Raw genomic sequence first — 23,861 nt, 5'->3', positions numbered from 1 at the left:
GAGATCGAGGGGGGGATGTGTGTCAGGCCGTACGGCCGCCGTCAACGGCGATCAGGGAGCCGGTCATCCAGTCGGCGCCCTGCGGGTCGAGGAGGTGGCACACCCAGGTGGCGACCTCGTCGGCCGCGCCGAAGCGTCCCATCGGCGTGGCCGCGACGACGTTCCGGCGGAGCGCGTCGACGTCGTCGCCGGCCGCCTCCGCCCACAGTCTGGTGTCCACCGGGCCGGGCAGCACCGCGTTGACCCGGACGTCGGGGGCCAGTTCGACGGCGAGCGTGCGGGTCAGGGCGTTCAGCGCCGCCTTGCTCGCGCCGTAGTACGCGCGGCCGGGCATGGCCAGCACGCCACCGACCGAGGAGACGTTGACGACGCTGCCGCGGCTGGCGCGCAGCTCCGGCAGTGCCTGCCTGATCAGCTCGGCGGCGGCCACGACGTTGGTCTGCAGCATCCGGCCGAAGTCCTCCGGCTCGGCGTCCTCCAGCGGCGCGAACCGGGCGTGCCCGGCGTTGTTGACGAGGGCGTCGATCCCGCCGAGCGTGGTGCGCGCGGCGGCCACGATCCCGGCGGCGGCGCCGGGCCGGGTCACGTCACATGGGTGCGGGTGCACGCCGGGGCCGCCGTGGTCGGCGACCTGCCGGAGCCGGCCGGCGTGGCGGCCCACGGCCAGCACCGCGGCGCCCAGCCGGGCCGCCCGCAGGACGACCGCCTCACCGATGCCCGAGCCGCCACCGGTCACAACGACGCGTTGCCCCGCCCAGGGGCCGCTCACGCCCACACCGCCTCCTCCGGGCCGGTCCCGGCGGGCTCGGCCAGCAGGTCCGCGAGGAGTTCGCCGGGCTGCTCGAAGAGATGGAAGTGCCCGCCGCGGCGCGTCCGGACGACCGTGGGGCCCGTGGTCCGCGCCGCCCATCCCGCCCCTGCGGTCCCGGACGCGAACGGGTCGTCCGCGCCGGTGTAGCACCGGATGGGCGTGCGAATGAGGGCGGACGGTGGGGCGCACACATAGCGTTCGTGTGCCGCGATGTCGGCGCGCAACGCGGGCAGCACCAGGTCGCGCAGCTCGGGTTCCGCGGCCACCAGCGGGTCGAGTCCGCCGAGTTGCCGGACCCGCTGCCACAACTGCTCGTCGGGGAGAGCGGAGTCGCCGACCCGGATCTCCGGGTCGCCTGGGGCGCGGGCGCCGCTGACCGCCAGCAGGGCCGGCGGATGGCCGGTGGTCTCCACCCGGCGTGCCGTCTCGTACGCCACCATCGCGCCGAAGCTGTGTCCGAACAGCACCAGCCGGGCCGGTGGCAGCGCGGCCAGCTCGGCATGGACGGCGTCGGCGATGGCGTGGACGCCGTCGGCCGGCGCCTCCGCGCCGCGGTTGCCGTGCCCCGGGTACTGCACCGCGAGGAGGTCGACGCCGTCTCGGCCGGTCTTGTCCGCGAGGCCGACGAGGTGGTCGCGCCAGGGCAGGAAGCTCTCCGCCCAGCCGCCGGAGTGCGGACAGCAGACCAGGCGGATGAGGCACGGCCGGTCCGTACCGGGAAGTCCCTCGCCAGCGCGGACGCTGCGTGGATGCAGGCGCCTGAGCCAAGTACGCGATTCCATACGCCCTCCGATCGGTGGTCGCGTCTCGACGATGGCACGCGCCGATGGCGGGCTCGCGGAATCCTTCTGCTTTCATTCACGGCGCCCGCACCGGCCCGCAACCCTTGCCACGATCGGCCGGTGCGCCCCGGCTCGGAGGCGTCATGCGCTGCGAGGCAAGGAGGACGAGACCATGCCCGAGTCCGCCGCACCGGTGCCGGCGTTCGATCTCACCGATCCCGCCGCCTTCGTGGACAACGACCCGTACGCGTACTGGGACCGGATGCGCGAGCGAGAGCCGGTGGCGTGGCACGAGTCGCCGTACGGCACCGGCTTCTGGTCGGTGGCCAGGCACGCCGACGTCCTCGCCGGTTACCGGGACGCGGCCCGGCTCAGCTCCGCCCGCGGCACGGTGCTCGACGTGCTGCTGCGCGGCGGGGACTCCGCGGGCGGCCGGATGCTGGCGGTGATGGACCGGCCGCGCCACCGAGATCTGCGACGGTTGCTGCTCCGGGCCTTCTCGCCCCGGCTGATCCGGCAGGTGGAGCAGCAGGTGACGGCCCGGGCGGACGCCTTGGTGGCGCGCGTCGTGGGGGTGGGCCCGTTCGACTTCGCGGCCGAGGTCGCCGAGGTGTTGCCGATCAGCACCATCTGCGACCTGCTGGAGCTGCCCGACGCCGACCGTCCGGACCTGCTCGCCTGGAACAAGCGTGCCTTGTCCGCCGACGACGCCCGGGCCGACCCGGTGGACGCCCTGGAGGCGCGCAGCGAGATCCTCGCCTACTTCGTCGAACTGGTCCGCGAGCGGCGGTTGCGACCCGGTGACGACGTGGTGAGCATGCTCGCCGGCGCACGCGTGGAGGGCGAGCCGCTGTCCGACGACGACATCGCCCTGAACTGTTACAGCCTGATCCTCGGCGGTGACGAGTCCACCCGTATGTCCGCCATCGGGGCACTGGACGCCCTGGGCCGCCACGGCGACCAGTGGCGGCGGCTGTCCTCGGGGGACGTCCCGGTCGCCACGGCCGTCGAGGAGGTGCTGCGCTGGGTCACCCCCGCCATGCACTTTGCCAGGACCGCGACGAGCGACCTGCGCCTGGGTGGGCGGCACGTCCGCGCCGGGGACATCGTGTGCCTGTGGAACATCGCGGCCAACAACGACCCCGCCGTCTTCGACCGGCCCCGGACGTTCGACGTCGGCCGCGACCCCAATCCGCACGTCGCCCTGGGCCACGGACCGCACTTCTGTCTGGGCGCCTTCCTCGGCCGGCTGGAGCTCACGGCCGTGCTCGCCTCGGTGGTGCGCCGGGTGCGCCGGATCGAGGCGCTGGCGCCGCCGCGGCGGGTGTACAGCTCGTTTCTCTTCGGCTACGAGGAGCTGCGGCTGGAATTGCGCTGACTCAGGCGTCCGGGAGGTGGGTGCACAGGTCGGCCATGGTGGGGCCCTCGATGATCGCGCGGACGGGGAGGTTCATCTTCCACTCGTCCCGTACGCGGTGCGACAGCCGCACGGCGAGCACCGAGTGGCCGCCCGCGTCGAAGAAGTTCTCGTGCGGCTCGATCGCGTCGACGCCCAGCACGTCCGCGGCCAGCGCGCACAGCGCGTCGACGCGCGAACCGGGGGCGGGCGGCTGAGGGCTGCGGACCCCGTCGGCGGGAGGGGTGTCCGAGCCGGCCAGGTCGGTGAGGGCGCGCCGGTCGACCTTGCCGTTGCTGGTCACCGGCATCGTGTCCAGGGCCACGATGTCCTCGGGCACCATGTGGGCGGGCAGCTTCCGTGCCAGCCGGCGCCTGATGTCGCCGGGGTCCGGGCTGCCGCCCGGGCGGCCCGTGACGTAGGCGGTCATGCGTGCGGTGTCGAGCGTGCCGGTCACCACCACGGCGCCCAGCGCTACCGAGGGGCAGGCGTCCAGGGCCGCCTCGACCTCGCCGAGTTCTACGCGGAAGCCGCGCAGCTTGACCTGGCGGTCCGAGCGGCCTGCGTAGAACAGTTCCCCGGCCGCGGTGCGGTGGCCGCGGTCGCCGGAACGGTACATGCGCGCGCCCGGCGGACCGTAGGGGTCGGCGACGAACCGTTCGGCGGTCAGCGCCGGCCGGTTGAGGTATCCCAGCGCCTCCCCGGAACCGACGAGGTACAGCTCGCCCTCGGCACCGGGCGGGCAGGGGAGCAGGTCGTCGTCGAGCACCCGCACCTCGTTGCCCGGCCAGGGGCGGCCGATGCTCACCGGGTCGCCGGGGGCGATCGGTCCGGCCATCGTGACACCGACGGTCATCTCGGTGGGGCCGTAGCCGTTGTACATCCGCCGGCCGGGCGCCCACTTGCGCACCAGCGACGGCGGGCAGGCGTCGCCGGTGGACAGCAGCACCCCGCCGTCGAGCACGCCGGCCGGTTCGGTGAGGGTGAGGGCGACCGGGGGCAGGACGGCGTGCGTGATGCGCCGGTCCCGCAGGGTGCGGTGCAGGTCGTCGCCGGGCAGCACGTCCCGTTCGTCGGTGAGCACGAGGGTGGCTCCGGAGAGCAGGGCCAGGGTCATGTCCCAGAAACCGGCGTCGAAGTTGAACGAGGCCCACTGCAGCACTCGGTCGCCGGGGCCGGCTCCGATCCACCGCCGCTGGGTGGCGACCAGGTCGCGCACGCCCGTGTGCGCCACGACCACGCCCTTCGGCACGCCTGTCGAGCCGGAGGTGTAGATGACGTACATCGGGCTGTCGGCCGTCAGCGGTCGCAGCCGCTCCTGGGGGGCGACCCGGTGCGATGCCGCGGCCGACGCCAGGCGATCCAGGTCGGGGCTGTCCAGGTCGATGACGGGGATCTCTCCGGTCACAGCGGGATGGGGGCCGCTGTGCAGCAGGCAGTCGAGCGCGGCATCGCTCACCGCGTGCGCGATCCACTCGGCCGGGTAGGCCGGGTCGAGCGGCACGTACGCGGCGCCGGCCGTGGCGACCGCGAGGGCGGCGACCGGCAGCCGGTGGCCACGGGCGACGGACAGCCCGACGAGGTGGCCGGGGCCCAGGCCGCGGGCGATCAGCACGCGGGCCAGCCGGTTGACCCGCGCCGCCAGTTGGGCGTAGGTCAGCACGCTGCCGTCCGCCTCCACTGCGGGCGCCTGCGGGTGGGCGGCGGCGATCCGCTCGAAGTGCTCCGGCAGCGTGGGCAGACCGGCGCCCGGCCCGCCGGTGCCCCGCACGTCGGGCCAGACGGTCTCCACGAAGGCGCCCGCCTCGGACCGTTTGACCGGGCCGTGCTCGACGGACCAGCCCGCCGGTACCGGTTTCTCCGCGGGCCACAGTGAGCGCTGGCCGCGCTCGTTGCGCAGTACGACGCAGCGCTGCCCCTCGCGCTCGAACGGGTTCCGGCTCATCGCTGACCTCCGAGAACTCACGCGGGCGCCGGGCGGACGCGCGGCGCGCACCCCGGTCCACGATGGGGCCTCGCCCGGCATGGCGGTCCGGTCCGCGACAGGTTCGTGAAGGTGCCGGCGGGCGCCGCCCGGGTTTCTCGCAGCTTTCTTTCAAGGTGCGCCGGTGCCGGACGCCGATGTGGCTACGTTGCCGACGTGGTAGCCCCAGCCGAAACCCAGCCGTCCGTCGGACAGACCCTGCTCTGGTTCCTCGACCGCTACCGCGGTGAGGAAGGCGCCCTCAACTGTCCGACCCTGTGCCGTCTGCGCGGCCCGCTCGACCCGGCGCGGCTGCGTCGTGCCCTGGCCGAGGTCTTCGCCCGGCACGAGGCGCTGCGCACGACCTTCACCGGGGGCGGCCGACGGCTCAAGGCGCTCGTCGCCGACAGCGTCGCTCCCGAACTGCGCGAGGTCGACCTCTCCACGGCCGAGAACCCGGAGGCAGCGGCCGAGGACGCCGTCGCCGCCGAGCTGGGGTCGCGCATCGACCCCGTGCGGAGCGGGGTGCGGCTCACCCTGTTCCGGCTCGCCGCCGACCATCACGTGCTCTGCTTCAACATGCACCACATGGTCACCGACGCCTGGTCGTGCCGCGTGATCCTGGAGGATCTGTGCGCCGCGCTGGACCGGCCCGAGGGCGAACCGGCACCGGAACCGGCCGTGCCCTACTCGTCGTTCGCCGCGGAGCAGCGCCGGACCCTGGCCTCGGCGGCGGGCAAGCGGCTCACCTCGTTCTGGTCCCGGCAGCTCAGCGGGCTGAGCCTGCCGCCGCTGCCGATGTCACCCGCCACGCCCGGAGCGGCGCGCGACACCGATCTCGTGCAGCACGTGCTCGACGCCGGCACCGTCCGCGCCCTCGACGAAGTTGCCCGCGGTGAGCGCAGCACCCTGTTCGTCGCCCTGCTGACGGCCTACTACCGCGCCCTGCGCAAGGTCAGCGGCAGCGACGACCTGACGGTGGCCACACTGTTCGCCAACCGCACGCCGGAGTACCGGCGCACGGTCGGGTTCCTGGCCAACATGGTGCTGCTGCGCACCCGGTTGCGGCCCGGAGCGGATTTCGCCCGAGACCTGCGCGCCACCCACGCCACCGTGATGGAGGCGTTCGTGCACCAGGCGATGCCGCTGCACATGCTGCCGCTCACGCCGGCCGACACCACACGGCGGCCGGACGACGTGGTCTTCCAGATGATGCCCGACCCCGTTTACAGCACCCGGGCCGGCGGGCTGGACGTGGAGGTGCTGGTGCCGGACGGGGTGGCGACGCGGTTCGAACTGGAGCTGGTGGCAGTGCCGACCGCGGACACCGTCCGCATCCTGCTGTTCTTCAACCCGGACCGCTTCTCCGCCGAGTTCGCCCGCGAGCTGCTCGCCACCTACGTCGAGATCTGCACGACGACCGGCCACGCCGTGGCCTGAAGGAGAGGTCCGCATGATCGAGCGACCCATCGACCGGATCACGCGCCCCCCGGTGCTGTCGGCGGACGACATCCGGGCGGAAGTCGCCGCGAAACTCGGCCTCCCGGTCACCGACATCGCCCCGGACGACGACCTCGTGGTCCTGGGCCTGGACTCGCTCGGCGTCATGACCCTGGCGACCGCCTGGCAGGACGCCGGCCTGAACGTCACCTTCGGCGACCTGATCGAGGAGGCCACGGTCGAGGCGTGGGCGCGGCTGACGAGCGTCGGCGGCGCCGCGGCCCCGGCACCCCCGGCGGCCGAACCCGGGCAGGCATTCCAGCTCGCGCCCATGCAGCACGCCTACTGGTCGAGCCGCCGCCCCAACATGCCGATGCGGACCGGGTCGCACTTCTATTTCGAGTTCGACGCCGACCTCGACCCGAACCGTCTCGACCGCGCCGTCCGGGCGCTGCGCAGCCGCCATCCGATGGTGCGCGCGCAGATCGACGGTGACGGCATCCAGCGCGTGCATCCCGAACTCCGGGGCCTGGACGAGGTCATGGACCTGAGGGGACTGGACGAGGACGCGCGGCAGCGGCGGCTGTCGGAGATCCGGGCGCGGCTGTCGCATCAGACGCTGCGCATCGAGGACGGGCGCGGTCTGGACGTGCGACTGGCCCTGATCACGGACGGCTCTTGCCGGCTGTTCGTCGACATCGACATGATCGTCAGTGATGCCGGGAGCTTCCGCATCCTGGTCTCCGATCTGGCGCGCCTGTACTCCGACGACGGTCTCGACGCCAGGCCGCTGGACCTGAGCTATCCCGAGTACCTGTCCCTGGTGGAGCGGTCGGCCCGGCGCCGGGAGCGCGATGCCGAGTACTGGCGCGAGCGCGCCGAGTCGCTTCCCACCGCGCCCGCGCTACCCCTGGGCACCGCCCCTGAACGGCTCGGCGAGGTCGTCACCGTACGGCGTCACACCTGGCTGTCCGGCGAGACCCGGGCCCGTCTTGACCGGCACGCCCGCGACCACGGCGTGACGTTGTCGCTGGCGCTGGCGACGGCGTACGCGGACGTGCAGGCGGCGTGGAGCGACACTCCGCACTTTCTGCTCAACCTGCCGGTGTTCAACCGTCTTCCGGTGCACCCGGACGTGCACCGGCTGGTGGGCGACTTCACCGAGCTGCTGCTGCTGGAGACCCGTCCGGACGCGGGCCGTCCGTTCGCCGAACGCGCCCGCGCCCTTCAGGAGCAGTATCGGCGGGACGCCGCCCACTCCAGCTACGGTGGCACCTCGGTCCTGCGTGACCTGGCCCGGACGACGACCGGGCACGCCCACCGCACCGGGGTGGTGTTCACCAGCGCGCTGAGCATGGGCGAGCTGTTCGAACCGCCCGCGCTGGAACTGTTCGGCCAGCCCGTCTGGATGAGTTCCCAGACTCCCGGTGTGTGGATCGACCTGCAGGTCATGGAGCGGGACGGCGGCGTGCTGATCAACTGGGAAACCGCGGAGAACCTGTTCAGCGAGGGTGTGCCGGCCGCCATGTTCACCGCCTTCGTGGAGCGCGTGCGGCTGCTGGCCGAGGACCCGGCCGCCTGGTCGAAGAAGCTTCCCGTACCGCTCCCGGCTGATCAGGCGCGGGTGCGGGCGGAGGTGAATGCCACGCAATGCCCTGTCACGCCTCGTCTGTTGCATGCTCCGGTCTTCGAGCAGGCGGTACGAGCACCCGAGCGCATCGCGGTGATCGGTGAAGCCGCCTCCCTTACCTATGGTCGGCTCGCCGAGCAGGCGCTGGCCGTGGCCGGATGCCTGCACGCCCAGGGTCTGCGGCCCGGTGACCCTGTTGCCGTCTCCCTGCCCAAGGGTCCCGAACAGATCGTCGCTGTCCTCGGTGTCCTGGCTGCCGGAGGCTGTTACGTGCCCATCGGCACCGACCAGCCTCCCCGCCGCCGCGACCGCATCACCCACGCCGCCGGCACCCGTCTCGCGCTCACCGCCCAGCCCGCCGACTGGCCGGGAGCCCGCACCATCAGCCTGGATGCCGCCCTGGCTCACACCCCGCTGGACGCACCCGCCGAAACCTCACCCCACGAACTCGCCTACATCATCTTCACTTCCGGTTCCACGGGTGAACCCAAGGGCGTCGAGATCACTCACGCCGCGGCCGCCAACACCATCGACGACATCAACTCCCGTTACCACGTCACCGCCGACGACGCCGTGCTGGCTGTCTCCGCCCTGGACTTCGATCTCTCCGTCTACGACATCTTCGGTCTTCTCGCCGCCGGCGGACGTCTGGTCACCATCACCGAGGACATCCGCCGCGAGGCCACCGCCTGGACCCGTCTCGTCGACCAGCATCAGGTGACCATCTGGAACACCGTTCCCACCCTCCTCGACATGCTCCTCACCGCCGCCGAGGACCATCAGCAGCTGCCCGCTCTCCGGCTCGCCCTCGTCTCCGGCGACTGGGTCGGTCTTGATCTGCACCCCCGCCTGGGTGCCACCGCACCCCACGCCCATCTGGTCGCTCTCGGCGGCGCGACCGAGGCCTCCATCTGGTCCAACGCCCACGACGTCACCCATATCGACCCCGCCTGGACCTCCATCCCCTACGGCCGCCCCCTTGCCAACCAGCACTACCGCGTCGTCGACCCTCACGGTCACGACCGCCCCGACTGGGTCCCCGGCGAACTGTGGATCGGTGGCACCGGACTCGCCCGCGGCTACCGCGCCGACCCCCACCGCACCTCCACCGCCTTTCCCACCACCCCCGACGGCCACCGCTACTACCGCACCGGCGACCAGGGCCGCTACCACCCCGACGGCACCCTCGAATTCCTCGGCCGCACCGACCACCAAGTCAAAATCCGCGGCCACCGCATCGAACTCGGCGAGGTGGAAAGGGCCTTGGAGCGCGTCGACGGGGTGCGGGAAGCCGTCGCCGTGGTGCTGCCGGAGCTGCACCACACCCTCTGCGCCCTGATCGTGGCACACGACGGTGCCGATGCCCCGCGGGAAGGGGTGCGGGACGCCGCCGCCGAGCACCTGCCCGAATACATGGTCCCGACGCACATCGAGGTCGCCGGCACGCTGCCCCTGAACGCGAACGGCAAGGTCGACCGGGCGCGGGTACGCGCGGACCTCGCCGCGCGGGTCTCCGCCATGGCGGACGCGAAGGTGTCGGCGGACGCCGCACCGACCGGGATCGAGGCCACCCTGGCCTCCATCTGGGCGGCGTTGCTGGAGGTGCCCTCCGTCACCGCCCGGTCGAACTTCTTCCATCTCGGCGGTGACAGCCTGCTGGCCACGCGTATGCTCGCGGCCCTGCGCCGCGAGGGGCTCTCCGGCCACCTGGGCGATCTGTTCAGAACCCCCACCGTGGCCGGCTTCGCCGCCCGGCTGACACGGCTCGACCACTCCCCGGGAGACGACCCCCGGACGATCGTCGCGGACCCGGCGCACCGGCACGATCCCTTCGAGCTGACCGATGTGCAGCGGGCCTACTGGCTGGGGCGTCAGGAAGACCTCACCCTGGGCGGCGTCGGCTCGTGGTGGTACTGGGAGTTCGAGGCCGACTCGGTGGATCTGGGCCGTCTGCAGGCGGCGTGGAACGGAGTAGTACGGCGCCACGAGATGATGCGCGCCGTCCTCGACGATGACGGCCACCAGCGGATCCTGGAGAGCGTGCCGGAGTTCCGTTTCAAGATCCGGACGACGACGGCGGACGACCACGAGGAGGCGGTGACCGAGCTGCGCCGTATGGACAGCCAGGTGCGGGACGTCACCCGGTGGCCGCTGTACGAGGTGCGCGCGGTCCAGTGCGAGGACGGCCGCACCGTGCTCGGCATCGGCTTCGACTACGTCGTCCTCGACGCGCTCAGCATCGTCACGGTCCTCGCGGAGCTGTCGGCCCGCTACGACGACCCCGATCTGGAACTCCCCGAGCTGGAGCTGTCGTACCGCGACTACCTGCTCAGCACCAAGGTCGGCGCCGACGCCCGGCAGCGGGACGAGGAGTTCTGGCTGCGCAAGCTGGAGGAGTTGCCCGCGCCGCCGGCCCTTCCGGTGCGGACCGAGCCCGAGCAGGTGGGGCGGCCCCGCTTCGTGCGCCGCGAGTTCCGGATCGGACCGGAGCGGTGGCAGGCGTTGCGCCGGCGGACCGCCGAGTACGGGCTGACCGCCTCGACCGTCGTCGCGACCGCGTTCGCCGAGGTGCTGGCCGCGTGGAGTGCGGAGCCCGCGCTGACCCTCTCCCTGACCGTCTTCGACCGCCAGGATCTGCACCCGCAGGTCAACGAGGTGGTCGGTGACTTCACCTCCCTCATGCTGCTGGGCCACGAGAGCCATCCCGACGAGCCATGGGCGCAGACGGTCCGCCGGGTGCACGGGCAGGCATGGGAGGGGATGGAGCACAGCGGCGTGTCCGCGGTGTGGGTGTTGCAGCAACTGGCGCAGCGCCATGGTGCCGCGCACATGCTCATGCCCGTCGTCTTCACCTCCACCCTCGGGGTCGCCGGGGACTTCCCCGATCTGGAGCTGTCGTTCGGCACCCGGACCCGAGGGCTCTCCCAGACGCCCCAGGTCACCCTGGACTGCCAGGTGATCGAGCAGGGCGGCGGACTCGACGTCAACTGGGACTACGTCGACAGCCTGTTCGCCCCCGGAGTCGTCGAAGCGGCGTCCGACGCGATGCGCGGTCTGCTGGAGCGATTGGCCGACCACGACTGGGACCGGCCGTTGCCGCGCGTCGCCCTCCCGGCTGATCAGGCGCGGGTGCGGGCGGAGGTGAATGCCACGCAATGCCCTGTCACGCCTCGTCTGTTGCACGCTCCGGTCTTCGAGCAGGCGGTACGAGCCCCCGATCGCATCGCGGTGATCGGTGAAGCCGCCTCCCTTACCTATGGTCGGCTCGCCGAGCAGGCGCTGGCCGTGGCCGGGTGCCTGCACGCAGGCGGTCTGCGGCCCGGTGACCCTGTTGCCGTCTGCCTGCCCAAGGGTCCCGAACAGATTGTTGCTGTCCTTGGTGTCCTGGCTGCTGGTGGCTGTTACGTGCCCATCGGCACCGACCAGCCTCCCCGCCGCCGCGACCGCATCACCCACAGCGCCGGCGCCCGTCTGGCGCTCACCGCCGAGTCCGTCGACTGGGCGGGAGCCCGCACGATCAGCCTCGATACGGCCCTGGCTCACACCCCCCTGGACGCACCCGCCGAAACCTCACCCGACGAACTCGCCTACATCATCTTCACTTCCGGTTCCACGGGTGAACCCAAGGGCGTCGAGATCACGCACGCCGCCGCCGCCAACACCGTGGATGACATCAACTCCCGGTACCACGTCACCGCCGACGACGCCGTGCTGGCTGTCTCCGCCCTGGACTTCGATCTCTCCGTCTACGACATCTTCGGTCTCCTTGCCGCCGGCGGACGCCTGGTCACCATCACCGAGGACACCCGCCGCGAAGCCACCGCCTGGACCCGTCTCGTCGACCAGCATCACGTAACCATCTGGAACACCGTTCCCACCCTCCTCGACATGCTCCTCACCGCCGCCGAGGACCATCAGCAGCTGCCCGCTCTCCGGCTCGCCCTGGTCTCCGGCGACTGGGTCGGTCTTGATCTGCACCCCCGCCTGGGTGCCACTGCGCCCCGCGCCCATCTGGTCGCTCTCGGCGGCGCGACTGAGGCCTCCATCTGGTCCAACGCCCACGACGTCACCCATATCGACCCCGCCTGGACTTCCATCCCCTACGGCCGCCCCCTTGCCAACCAGCACTACCGCGTCGTCGACCCTCACGGTCACGACCGCCCCGACTGGGTCCCCGGTGAACTGTGGATCGGTGGCACCGGACTCGCCCGCGGCTACCGCGCCGACCCCCACCGCACCTCCACCGCCTTTCCCACCACCCCCGACGGCCACCGCTACTACCGCACCGGCGACCAGGGCCGCTACCACCCCGACGGCACCCTCGAATTCCTCGGCCGCACCGACCACCAAGTCAAAATCCGCGGCCACCGCATCGAACTCGGCGAGATCGAGACCCGGCTGCGCGAACTGGACGGCATCACGCACGCCGTGGCGTGGGTCGAACGGACCGGGCCGGTCCGACGCCTGGTCGCCGCGGTGACCGGCGCGGACCCCGACCCGGAGGCGGTGCGCGCCTGGCTGGCCGAGGCCGTGCCCGGCTACATGGTCCCGGAGCACGTCCGGGTCCTGGACGAGATGCCACTCACCCCGAACGGCAAGGTCGACCGGGCAGCCCTGGCCCGTACCACCGCGCCGGTCACCGACTCCCCGGCGCCGTTCACCGCACCGCGCAGCGCGACCGAGCGCGCGGTGGCCGCCGTATGGCAGGAACTGCTGGGGATGGACGAAATCTCCCGCGACGCGGGGTTCTTCGAGCTGGGCGGCGACAGCCTGACCGCGATCCGTGTCGCACAGCGCCTGGACCGGCGGTTCGGGGTGCAGCTCACGCTGCGGCAGTTGTTCGACCGTCCCACGCTGTCCCAGGTGGCGGCCCTCATCGACGAGCTGGCCCTCCCGGCCGGTGATCACGACGCTCCCATCCGACTGGAAGAAGGTGTGCTGTGAACGCCAGCGGCATCATCACCGAGCTGGAACAGGCCGGCATCCACCTGTGGGAAGACGACGGGAAGGTCCGCTTCCGCGGTCCGGAAGGCGCCATGACGCCCGAGCGCCGCGACCTGATCGTCAGCCGGCGCGACGACGTCCTGCGCGCCCTGCGCGACCGCGACGACCAGACGGTGCGAGCCGAGCCCGAGGCGCGGTACGAGCCGTTCCCGCTGACCGACGTCCAGGCCGCCTATCTGCTCGGGCGACGCGACGCGTTCGAGTACGGTTCGGTGCCCTGTCACGCCTACGGCGAGCTGGTCTTCGACCGCCTCGACCGCGACCGGCTGCGCCGGGCCTGGTCGACCGTGGTGGACCGGCACGACATGCTCCGGGCCGTCCTCGATTACGACGGCTTCCAGCGCGTGCTGAAGGATCCGCCGCCGTTCGAGATCGCCTGGACCGACGTGCGCGGGCTGCCCGCCCGGGCAGGTGAGGAACGGCTGGCCGCGACCCGGCAGCGGCTCTCCCACGAGTCGAAGGACGTGACCGAGTGCCCGCTGTACAGCATCGAGGTCACCGAGCTGCCCGACCGGGCCGTGCTGCACTTCTCGATCGACTTCCTGATCGCCGACTACGTGAGCATCTACCGCCTGCTGGACGAGTTCGGCGCCTACTACGCGGACCCCGGGGCGGAGCTGCCGGCGCCGGCCATCGGCTTCCGTGACTATCTGCGGGCCGAACGACAGGTGCGGCAGGGGCCGGTGTACGAGCGTGACCGGGCGTACTGGCTGGACCGCCTCGACGACCTTCCGGCCGCACCGGAGCTGCCCATGGTCGCCCGGCCGAGCCGTCACGGGGCCGCCCGGTTCACCCGGCGCGAGCTGCGGCTGGACGAAGTGACATGGGCCGCCCTGCGCCGACGTGCGGGGGCCCGTCACCTGTCGGCGTCCAACGTGGTCATGGCCGCCTACGCTGAGGTGCTCGGGCGGTGGAGCCGGCAGCCGCGGTTCACGCTGGACGTGACGGTGCTCAGCCGGCTGCCGCTCCACCCGGACGTGGCGAACATCGTAGGGGACTTCACCTCGGTGGAACTGCTGGCCGTGGACACCCTGGCGGCCGAGGACTTCACCGGCCGCGCCAAGGCCATGAGCGAGCGGCTCTTCGAGGACCTGGACCACCGCCTGTTCACCGGTGTGGAGGTGCTGCGCGAGCTGAGCCGGCGCCGCGGGCAGCAGAGCAGCCTGATGCCCGTGGTCTTCACCAGCGCCATCGGGCTGGCCGACGCGCCCGACAAGGCCAACCCCATGCGCACGCCGATCCGTCAGGGCATCAGCCAGACCCCGCAGGCCTGGCTGGACTGCCAGGCGATGGAGGCCGACGGCAGCCTGCAGATCAACTGGGACTCGCGCGACGACGTGATCCCCCCGGCCGTGCTGGACGACATGTTCGCCGCCTTCGAGACGCTGCTGCGCGCTCTGGCGGACGACGACGCCGCCTGGTCCGGCGACCCGCTGACGCTGCCAACGGCCCAGCTCGCCCGGCGCGCCACGGTCAACGACACGGCACGGCCGCTCAGTCCGGCCCTGCTGGCCGACGCCCTGGTCGAGCGGGCCCTGGCGCAACCGGAGCGAACGGCCGTCGTCGACGCCGGCGGCGCGGTCTCCTACCGGGAACTGCTGGACCGGGCCGGCGCGGTGGCGGAGGCACTGCGGGCGGCCGGGCACCGGCGCGGCGACCGAGTCGGCGTCCTCATGGAGAAGAGCCGGCACCAGGTGGCCGCCGCGATCGGGGTCCTGCTCGCCGACGGTACGTACGTTCCGGTCGAGACCGGCCAGCCCGAGGCGCGCCGGGAGCAGATTTTGAGCAGCGCTGGCGTCGGCGTGGTGCTCCAGCACTCGGGTACCGCGGCCGGGGCGCCGCAGGGCTGCCGCCGTGTCGACGTCGACACCCTTCCCCTGCCCGAGGAGCCCCCGGCCCGCCCCGAGGGGGCACCGGAGGACAGCGCGTACGTCATCTTCACGTCCGGTTCCACCGGTACCCCGAAGGGCGTGGAGGTCAGTCACCAAGCGGCCGTGAACACCCTCGACGACGTGTGCCGCCGTTTCGCCGTCACCGCGGACGACATCGTGCTGGGACTGTCCAGCCTCGCCTTCGACCTGTCCGTGTTCGACATCTTCGGCGTGCTCGGCCGCGGCGGCATCCTGGTCCTGCCCGAGGCGGCCCGGCGCGCCGACCCGTCACACTGGTCGCGGCTGATCGCCGAGCACCGGGTGACCGTGCTCAACACCGTGCCCGCGCAGATGACGCTGCTCGACGACTACTGGCGCGGGGCGGACACCGAGCGCGGCAGCGTACGGCTCGTCATGATGTCCGGCGACTGGATCCCGGTGTCGCTGCCCGACGCGATCCGCGCCCACGTCCCCTCGGTCGAGCTGGCGGGGCTCGGCGGTGCGACGGAGGCGGCGATCTGGTCGATCGTCCACCCCATCGGCCGGGTCGATCCCGAGGCGCCGAGCATCCCCTACGGGACGCCGCTGGAGAATCAGCGCTTCCACGTGCTGGACGGCGCGCTGCGTCCGCGCCCGGACCTCGTGGTGGGCGACCTGTACATCGCCGGGGCCGGACTGGCCAAGGGCTACCTCGGGGATCCGGAGAAGACCGCCCGCTCGTTCGTGCGGCTGCCGTCCGGTGAACGCGCCTACCGCACCGGCGACCTGGGGCGGTATCTGCCCGACGGGACCATCGAGTTCATCGGACGCGACGACCGCCAGGTCAAGATCCGCGGTCACCGCGTGGAGCCGGCCGAGGTGGAGGCCGCGCTGGCCGCCGACCCGGAGCTGGACGCCGTCGCCGTGACCACCGTGGGGGAGCGCAACGACCGCAGGCTGGTCGCCTTCGTCGAGAGCGCCCGCACCGGCGCCCCCTCCCGGCCGACGGACCCCGCTCTGGTCGGTGAGGTCGTCGCGGCGGGCGACGAGATCCGCGGCGGCGTGGACGTCGGCAAGGTGGTCGAGTTCGCCGAGGTGCTCGACGAGGCCGCCCTGCATCGCATGATCGACGTACTGCGCCGGTCCGGTCTGTGGCCCTCGGGCGCGGCGCGGCACAGCACGGCGGAGATCATGCGGACCGCCCGGGTCGCCCCCCGGCACGAACGGCTGGTGCGTCGCTGGCTGGCCGCCTGCACCGCGAACGGCTACCTCCAGGAGCACGAGGACGGCTACCGCTGTCTGCGCCTGGTGGAGCCCGAGGACGTGGCGCGGGCCTGGGCGGAGGTGGAGCGGCTGCTGCCGCAGGCACACGACCGGCCGGAGCTGGTGGAGTACTTCAGGACGGCGTCCGAGCACCTGCCGGAACTCATGCGCGACGAGCGGGACCCGCTGCAACTGCTGTTCCCCGAAGGGGATCTCAGCATCCAGGAAGCGGCGTACATGGAGGGCTTCCTGTCGCGCTACCTGAACCGGCTGGCCACCAGCACGGTCCGGGGCGTCGCGCGCCGCCGACCGGGCGGGCCGCCCCTGCGGGTCCTGGAGATCGGCGCCGGCGTCGGCGGCACCAGCGCGGACACCATCCCGGCGCTGGACGGGGAGAACGTGCGCTACGCCTTCACCGACGTCTCCCGCTTCTTCCTGAACAAGGCCGCCGACCGTTTCGGGGCGTACCCGTGGGTCGACTACGCGATGTTCGACTTCAACGAGCCGTTCCGCGAGCAGGGCGTGCGCCCCAACTCGGTCGACCTGATCCTGTGCGGGAACGTCATGCACTACGCCAAGGACGCCCGTGCCGTGCTACGACGGATGCGAGAGGCCCTGGTGGCCGGCGGCTGGCTGGTGTTCATCGAGACGACGCGGGACAACTACCAGGTCCTCACCTCGATGGAGTTCCTGTTCGACGCCACCGCCGGTGACTTCCAGGACGTACGGCACGGCCGTGACCAGACCTTCATCGCCCGGCAGCAGTGGCAGGACCTGCTCGCCGAGGCCGGCGCGGAGCTGGTCTACTGTCTGCCTGAGCCGGTGGACGAGCTGGCCGGCATCGGCATGCACGTGTTCGCCGCCCGGTTCAAGCAGGACCGCCTGGACCTCGACACCGACGAGGTCGCCCGCCGGCTGGCCGACCGGCTGCCCGCGGAGATGATCCCGTCGGCGTTCCACGTGCTCGACACGATGCCGCTGACCGGCAACGGCAAGATCGACCGCGCCGCGCTGGCCGCCTGGGCCGAACAGCCCGGCCTGGAGTCCGCCCGCGGCGCCGTGGGCGAGCAGCAGGAGGCGACCGAGCTGCACCGGGCCGTCGCCCGGGTCTACGGCGAGGTGCTGGACAAGGCCGACCTCAGCCATGACACGAACTTCTACGCCCTCGGCGGTGACTCGCTGCTCGCCGCCCAAGTGGTGACACAGCTGCGGGAGAGCGTCCCCGAGGCATCGGCCGTCCTCTTCGACGAACTGCTGCGGCAGCTCCTCGACGGAGCGTCGGTCCAGGAGCTCGCGGCGTTCCTCGACGATGGCGCAACGGCCGATACGGAGACGACCGACAAGGAGGGTTACGTGCTGACCGGAGTCACCGAGGCGATCGGAAACCCCGTGCATGTCCTGATCAACGACGGGTTCGGCGAGGATGCCGTCCGGCTCGGCGAGCAGCTGGGCGAGCACGACCCCGTGGTGCAGATCCCGTATCTGGAGGTCGGAGAGGCGCCGGACATCGACGAGCTGGCGCAGCGGATCGTGCGGCAGGTGCGCACCCTCAGCCCGGGTCCTTTCCATCTCGTCGGTGCCCGCGGCGGTGGCCTGCTGGCGCTGTCCGCGGCCCAGCAGCTGAGCGAACTGGGCGTGCCGGTCTGCGGCCTGACGCTGGTGAGCAGCTATCCGCTGCCGGCCGTCATCCGGGACGAGGTGCTGTACGAGGCGATGTTCGTCCAGGGCGCGGGCGCCGACCCAGCGGAGCTGGGCTACCCCGACGAGGCCGCGCTGGGCCGGACGCTGGCGGAGCTGGTGCCGGCCGGGGAGATACCCGCCGGCGCGCTGGCGGGGCTCGCGGACCATCCGGACGCCGCGCTCCGGAAGGTCGCGCAGGCCGCCGCCGGACCAGGTGCCCGCAGCCGTGAGGAGCGGGTGGCGGCGATCGCCGGGCACCTCGGCTGGCCGGCCAAGGACATCGGGGACGCGCTGACCGGCACGCTCGCGTTGTTCAACGCCGCGGCGGCGCACTCGCCCGGCGTGTACACCGGTGACGCCCGGCTGCTGGTGCACAGCGAGGAAGCACCCATCTGGCCGACCATGGCTGCTGACATGCGCGCGTACTGGGACGGCATATGCGTCGGCCGCCTCGATGTCGAGGAGATCCCGGGCACCCACTTCAGCTGCTGCGGGGAGTTGACCCGCGACATGCTGGACCTGCCCGAGGACGAGCGGTGACCGGCGCCGACCTCGCGGTGCTCGGCGGCTACGGTGCCGTCGGCAGCGCGGCGCTGCGGGTCCTCGCCGAGCGCCGGCCCGGGGCGACGGTGCGGATCGGTGGCCGCCACGAGGGGCAGGCCGCCACGCTGCTCGGCGAGCTCGGCCTGCGGGGCGAGGCCATGCCGGTCGACCTGCACGACGGCCGGTCGCTGGCCGCGTTCTGCCAGGGGGCCCGCCTGGTCCTCAACTGCGCCGGCCCGTCGTACCAGGTCCTGGACCGGGTGGCCTGGGCGGCGCTGGCGGCGGGGGCCGCCTATGTCGATCCGGGCGGTGACGAGCCGGTGTTCGAGGCACTGCACCGGCCCGGCACGTTCACCGGCACCGCGGTGCTCACCGCGGGCATGCAGCCCGGTCTCACCGGCCTGCTGCCCCGGCTCCTGGCCCGCTCGATGTCACATCCGCGCACGCTCACCGCGTATGTCGGCACCATGGACCGGCTGACCCCGGCGGGGGCGGCGGACTACCTGCTCAGCCTGGGCGGTTCGTACGGCGTTGCCCAGGCGGCGATCCGGGGCGGCGTCCGCGTCGAGCGGGAGCTGGAGCCGCGGTCCGGGATCGAGCCGCCCTACGCCGGCCGCCGGGTCGACGCCTACCCCTATCTGAGCTTCGAGGCCGAACAGGTGGCGGCGGAGTGCGGGCTGTCGGACGTCGACTGGTTCAACGTCTTCGAGGGCGGCGCGCACATGATGAGCTGTCTGAGCCGGCTCCAGGGCGCCATGCGCGGGGAGTCCGACCTGGGCCGGGCCGCCGACGAACTGACCCGGGCGGCGGCGCTCGACCTGTTCGGCAAGGAACCGTTCCAGCTGATGCTGTTCGAGGTGACGGGCAGCCACGGTGGCGAGCCGGCGACCCGCGGCCTGGCCCTGCGCGGCAACGACACCTACGCCCTCACCGGACTGACCGCCGCCTTGGCCGCGCTGGACGTGCTGGACGGCCGTATCGGCCCCGGGATCCACTTCGCCGCGACCGTGCTGGACTCCGGCACGGTACTGGAGGCGCTGCGCGCCTGCCCGGCGGTCACCACCCTGGAGGTCCTGGAACAGCCCCTCCTCGGGCCGCTGCGGATGGAGGAGGGGGCGCTGTGACGGCCGGCGACCGAGGCGCGGCAGCGGGGACGCCGGTGCGGGTGGCCGTCGCCGGGACCGGCTTCGGGCGTGCCTATCTCGCGGCCTTCGAGCGGCCCGGCTTCCCCTTCGAGCTGGCCGGGATCATCGCCCGGGGCAGCGCTCGCAGCAAGATGTGCGCCGAGCACTACGGCGTGCCGCTGTGGAGCGGTGCCGACGACGTGCCCGACGACGTCCGCATGGCCTGCGTGGTCGTGGGCGGAGCGATGACCGGCGGCCACGGCCCGGAACTGGCGCAGCAGCTCATGCGCCGCGGCCTGCACGTCCTGCACGAACATCCGCTGCACCCGGACGAGTTGCTCGCCTGCCTGCGCACAGCCCGTGAGCAGGACGTGGTGTTCCGGATGAACACGCACTACCCGCACGTGGAACCGGTCCGGCGCTTCCTGGACCACGCCCGGGCGGCCGGTGCCCGGCAGCGGCCGGTGTTCGTCGACGTGACCTGCGCCTTCCAGGTGCTGTTCACGGTGTTCGACCTCCTCGCCGAGGCGCTGGGGGCGATCAGGCCGTTCGGCGTCGACGGGGTCCTCCCGGCACCGGCGGGCGGCCCTCCGCCGCCGTACCGCAGCCTCAGCGGCCGCTTCGGGGGTGTGCCGCTGACCTTCCGGCTGCAGAACGAACTGGTGCCCTCGGCACCGGACAACCACGGTCATCTCATGCACCGGATCACCATCGGCTACGACGGCGGTCATCTCACGCTGGTCAACACGCACGGGCCGGTGCTGTGGAGCATGCGCCCGCACATGCCGGAGGAGCTGCGGGACCTGCCGCGGTTCCCGGACGCGTCAGCGGCGCATCTGCGGGTGCCGACCGTGCAGACCATCGGTCCCGCGCACGGCCCGTCCTACGCCGAGGTGCTGGGCACGCTGTGGCCGCGGGCGACCGGCCGCGCGATGACGGGACTGTGGCAGGAGGCGGTGGCCGGGGCGTCGAACGAGGCGCATGTGCAGCGGCATGTCACGCTCACCCGGCTGGCGATGCGGGTCGCCGAGGTGTGCGGGCCGGTGCGCCTGCACCGGCCCGGGCCGCCCGAGCTGCTCGGCGCGGAGGATCTGACGGAAGGCGAGGCGTCATGACGGTGGTCTTCAACACGTGGCTGCGGGCCTTCGCGCCGCGGCCCGGCGCGACGCTCAGGATGGTGTTCTTCCCCCACGCCGGCGGCTCGGCCAGCTTCTACCGGCCGCTGGCCCGCGCGTTGCCGGAGCACGTCGAGGCGCTGGTCGTGCAGTATCCGGGGCGCGAGGACCGCGCCGGTGAGCAACCCTGCACCACCATGGACGAGTTGGCGGAGCCGCTGGCCAAGGCGCTGGACCAGCTCGACGACACACCGGTGTGGTACTTCGGCCACAGCATGGGCGCCTCCGTGGCGCACGAGGTGACCCGCAGGCTGGCCGCCGCCGGCGGCACCCGCCCCGGGCGGCTGATCGTCTCCGGCCGGCCCGGCCCGGCACGCCAGCGGCCCGACGACACGTATCTGGACGACGACCGGCTGTGGGCCGACGTCTGCGCCCTGGGCGGCACGGACTCCCGTCTGCTGGCTATGCCGGAGGTGCGGGCCATGGCGCTGCCGTCGCTGCGCGCCGACTACCGGCTGATCGGGACGTACGAACCCGCCTGCGGCACCGACCTGGACCTGCCGGTGACGATCTGCTTCGGCGACCGGGACCCGGAGGTCGGCCTGGCGGACGCGGAGGCGTGGCGTGCGGTGACGACCGGCCCGTTCACGGTGGCGACGTTTCCCGGCGACCACTTCTATGTGCGCGGCGACGGCGAGCGCGCGGTCGTGGACTGGCTCGGTGAGCAGACCGCCCCGTACGCGGCGCACGGGTCAGCACCACGGCGTCCGCATGGGCGGTGAACCGCCGCCTGCCGCCGCCACGGCCTTCGCGTCCACCGCGACGACGGTGACCAGCACACCGCGTCGCGCCGTCCACCGCCCGCGCAGGGCGGGGAAGCCGGCGTGCTCCTCGGACCGCCCACGCGCCTGGCCGGTCAGCTGTACGACGAACCTGCCCCCGCGGTCGTCCGGCGGCCCCGCGTCGAAGGCGACTTCGGCGTCCGCAAAGCCCAGCGGTCGGCCCACCGCCGGCGACCACACCTTGTAGAAAGCCTCCTTGGCGCAGAACAGCAGCCGGTCCCAGTGGACGCAGGGCCGGGCCGCCCGCAGTCCGGCGAGGTGCCGCCGCTCCTTCTCCGACGCGGTGCGCCGGAGCATGCCCGGGCCCAGGGCGGCGTGCGGCTCGGCGTCGATCCCGATTCCGGACGCAGCCGACACGGGCGCGACCACGGCGGCCCGGTAACCGCGGCAGTGGGTCAGGCTGCCGACCAGCCCGTCCGGCCAGCGCGGCGCGCCGAACAGCCCGGGGAGCAGCGGTGCCGGGGGCCGTCGCAGCCGCCGCATGCACTGCGCGGCGGCCCAGCGGACCGTGGTGAACTCCCGGACGCGCTCCTCGACGGCGCCCGCGACGAGCTCGCGCTCGGCGGGGAAGAGTCGGTGCGCGGGCACGTCCCCGAAGACGTCACGGGCGGCGGCGTCCGGCCGTACCAGCTCCTCGATCACGCGTCACCGTGCGCGTCCGCCCGCAGGGCGTTCTTGTCGATCTTGCCGACCGGGGTCCGGGGCAGCTCGGCCACCAGCCGCAGGGCGTCGGGGAGTTTGAAGGCGGCCAGGCCCCGGCCCGACAGGTAGCGTTTGATTCCGGCCAGGTCCACCCCGTCCTCGTCCTCGGGCACGAGGTAGGCCACGGACGCCTCACCGAGTGCGGGGTCGGGCCGGCCCACGACGGCCGCGTCGCGGACGGCGTCGTGGCTGCGCAGATGCTGCTCGACCTCCTCGGCCGACACCTTCTCGCCGCCGCGGTTGATGACGTCCTTCACCCGCCCGGCGATGACCACGTTGCCGTCGGGGGTGAGCCGTGCCAGGTCCCCGGTGCGGAAGAAGCCGTCGGCGGTGAACGCGGTCCGGTTGGCCTCCGGGGCGTTCCAGTAGCCGCGGATGGTGTACGGGCCGCGGGTGATCAGCTCGCCGACCTCGCCGGGCGGCACGTCGCGCAGCCGCTCGTCGACGATGCGCACCTCGTCGTACTCCGACAGCGGCCGGCCCTCCGTACCGTGGACGACCTCCTCGGGGTCGTCGAGCCGGGTATGGGTCAGCAGCCCCTCGCCGATGCCGAACCAGTTGGTGATCCGGCAGCCCAGCGCGCGCTGGGTGCGCCCGGCCGCCTCCGCGTCGAACTTCGAACTGCCCACCTGGAGCAGGACGCCGCTCATGTCGACGCGCCGCCCCGCGCTCGCGGCCGACCACAGCGCGGCCACCGCGGGCACCACGGTGGTGTGGGTGACGCCCTCCCGTTCGATGAGGGGGAAGACCTCGTCGGGCGACGGGCTGGCCGCGAACACCGCCATGCCGCCCACCATCAGCGCCCCCCACACGCCGGGGCAGCCGAGAGCCGCGTTGTGGGCGGCCGGGTTGGCGGCGAGGTAGACGGAGCCGGGACCGAACCGGAGGGCCTCGGCGCAGCCGCGGATGTTGTACGCGTAGTCGTCGTGGGTGCGCGGGATCAGCTTGGGCCGGCCGGTGCTCCCCCCGGAGAGCAGCAGCAGGGCCACGCCCGAGGGGTCCACGTCGGGCAGCGGGCGCGCGGGCGCCCCGGCCCCGGCGGCGCGGACCACGTCGAGCGAGGTCAGCTCCTGCGCGTCGCCGTTGATCACACAGCGCAGGTCCGGCCGGATGCCCAGCAGGTGGCGGGCGAGGGTGCGGTGATCGAAGCCCTGGAAGCGGTCGACCGTCACATAGGCGACCGCGCCGGAGGCCGCCGCGAGATGCTCGACTTCGCTGCGGCGGTGGCCCGGGAGAGCGAGCACGGGGATGATGCCGGACCGCAGCAGCGCCACGGTCACGGTGAGGAACTCGACAACGTTCGGCAGATGGACCAGGGCACGGTCGCCCGGGCGCAGGCCGAGGGCTAGCAGACCGCGGGCGATCTCGTCGGCCTCGGTTCGCACTTGGCCGTGCGTGATCCGCCTGCGGCGGTCGACCCCGGCGATCGCCTCCGGCGTGGTGCCGGCCGCGGCGGTGAGGGCGTTGCCGAGCGGGACGCCCCGCCACAGGCCCGCTTTCCGGTAGCGTTCGGCGTCCTCCTCGGGCCACGGCGTGAACGCTTCGGGTATCGCATTCGTGTCGGTCATCCGCATCCTCCGCAGGGCGGCGTGGTCGCACGCGGCGGCTTCCGCGCGGCACGCGACGGCAAGGCTGCCGTCAGTCTCGGACAGCGCGCGAGGCGCCGGCCGCGCACCGACAGAGCCATGAAAGAGACGGCCGACGGCCTCCGCGCCT

General features: G+C 72.8%; 12 protein-coding genes. 7 read left to right on the top strand and 5 right to left on the bottom strand.

Annotated features, from left to right (window positions below; all coding sequences use genetic code 11):
- Nucleotides 1–22 precede the first annotated feature (22 nt).
- Both ACWD1Z_RS26175 and ACWD1Z_RS26170 read right to left on the bottom strand, forming a co-directional pair.
- Nucleotides 23–769, bottom strand: a complete 747-nt coding sequence (locus ACWD1Z_RS26175; RefSeq protein WP_451122022.1) for an SDR family NAD(P)-dependent oxidoreductase — start codon at nt 767–769, stop codon at nt 23–25.
- Nucleotides 766–1,593 (bottom strand): thioesterase II family protein, encoded by an 828-nt coding sequence (locus ACWD1Z_RS26170; RefSeq protein ID WP_451122021.1) that lies wholly within the window; start codon nt 1,591–1,593, stop codon nt 766–768. The genes ACWD1Z_RS26175 and ACWD1Z_RS26170 overlap by 4 nt, the downstream gene beginning before the upstream one ends.
- A gap of 172 nt (nt 1,594–1,765) precedes the next feature.
- On the opposite strand from ACWD1Z_RS26170, the gene ACWD1Z_RS26165 reads away from it, so the two are divergent.
- On the top strand, nt 1,766–2,971 hold the full coding sequence (locus ACWD1Z_RS26165; protein WP_451122020.1) for a cytochrome P450: 1,206 nt from the start codon (nt 1,766–1,768) through the stop codon (nt 2,969–2,971).
- 1 nt (nt 2,972) lies between these two features.
- On the opposite strand, the gene ACWD1Z_RS26160 is transcribed toward ACWD1Z_RS26165, so the two are convergent.
- Nucleotides 2,973–4,934, bottom strand: a complete 1,962-nt coding sequence (locus ACWD1Z_RS26160; protein ID WP_451122019.1) for an amino acid adenylation domain-containing protein — start codon at nt 4,932–4,934, stop codon at nt 2,973–2,975.
- Nucleotides 4,935–5,129: 195 nt separating this feature from the next.
- Between ACWD1Z_RS26160 and ACWD1Z_RS26155 the strand changes: the two genes are divergently transcribed.
- The 6 genes from ACWD1Z_RS26155 to ACWD1Z_RS26130 are packed head-to-tail and all read left to right on the top strand — an operon-like array spanning nt 5,130 to nt 21,383.
- The gene (locus ACWD1Z_RS26155) at nt 5,130–6,392 is read left to right on the top strand and encodes a condensation domain-containing protein (RefSeq protein ID WP_451122018.1); all 1,263 of its coding nucleotides are present in this window, start codon (nt 5,130–5,132) and stop codon (nt 6,390–6,392) included.
- A 13-nt stretch (nt 6,393–6,405) separates the two neighbouring features.
- A complete protein-coding gene (locus ACWD1Z_RS26150) occupies nt 6,406–12,966 on the top strand; it encodes an amino acid adenylation domain-containing protein (RefSeq protein WP_451122017.1) in 6,561 nt (2,186 codons plus the stop codon).
- Complete coding sequence (locus tag ACWD1Z_RS26145) at nt 12,963–18,359, top strand: amino acid adenylation domain-containing protein (RefSeq protein WP_451122016.1); 5,397 nt, start codon at nt 12,963–12,965, stop codon at nt 18,357–18,359. Before ACWD1Z_RS26150 ends, ACWD1Z_RS26145 begins: the two co-directional genes overlap by 4 nt.
- Entirely contained in the window at nt 18,356–19,486 is a 1,131-nt protein-coding gene (locus ACWD1Z_RS26140) for a saccharopine dehydrogenase NADP-binding domain-containing protein (protein WP_451122015.1), read from the top strand. The genes ACWD1Z_RS26145 and ACWD1Z_RS26140 overlap by 4 nt, the downstream gene beginning before the upstream one ends.
- Nucleotides 19,483–20,601, top strand: coding sequence for a Gfo/Idh/MocA family oxidoreductase (locus ACWD1Z_RS26135; RefSeq protein ID WP_451122014.1), 1,119 nt, complete (start codon nt 19,483–19,485; stop codon nt 20,599–20,601). Before ACWD1Z_RS26140 ends, ACWD1Z_RS26135 begins: the two co-directional genes overlap by 4 nt.
- Nucleotides 20,598–21,383 (top strand): thioesterase II family protein, encoded by a 786-nt coding sequence (locus ACWD1Z_RS26130; protein WP_451122013.1) that lies wholly within the window; start codon nt 20,598–20,600, stop codon nt 21,381–21,383. Before ACWD1Z_RS26135 ends, ACWD1Z_RS26130 begins: the two co-directional genes overlap by 4 nt.
- Here ACWD1Z_RS26130 and ACWD1Z_RS26125 read toward each other — a convergent pair.
- Together ACWD1Z_RS26125 and ACWD1Z_RS26120 are read right to left on the bottom strand one after the other, a co-directional pair.
- On the bottom strand, nt 21,354–22,085 hold the full coding sequence (locus tag ACWD1Z_RS26125) for a 4'-phosphopantetheinyl transferase family protein (protein ID WP_451122012.1): 732 nt from the start codon (nt 22,083–22,085) through the stop codon (nt 21,354–21,356). The genes ACWD1Z_RS26130 and ACWD1Z_RS26125 overlap by 30 nt on opposite strands.
- Nucleotides 22,082–23,713: a (2,3-dihydroxybenzoyl)adenylate synthase gene (locus ACWD1Z_RS26120; protein ID WP_451122011.1), complete on the bottom strand. Its 1,632-nt coding sequence runs from the start codon at nt 23,711–23,713 to the stop codon at nt 22,082–22,084. Before ACWD1Z_RS26120 ends, ACWD1Z_RS26125 begins: the two co-directional genes overlap by 4 nt.
- Between the last annotated feature and the right edge of the window lie 148 nt (nt 23,714–23,861).

The organism is Streptomyces sp. NPDC002784 (assembly GCF_053592135.1).
The sequence above is the reverse complement of the archived record's forward strand: the minus strand, read 5'-3'. Positions and strand labels throughout refer to the sequence as shown.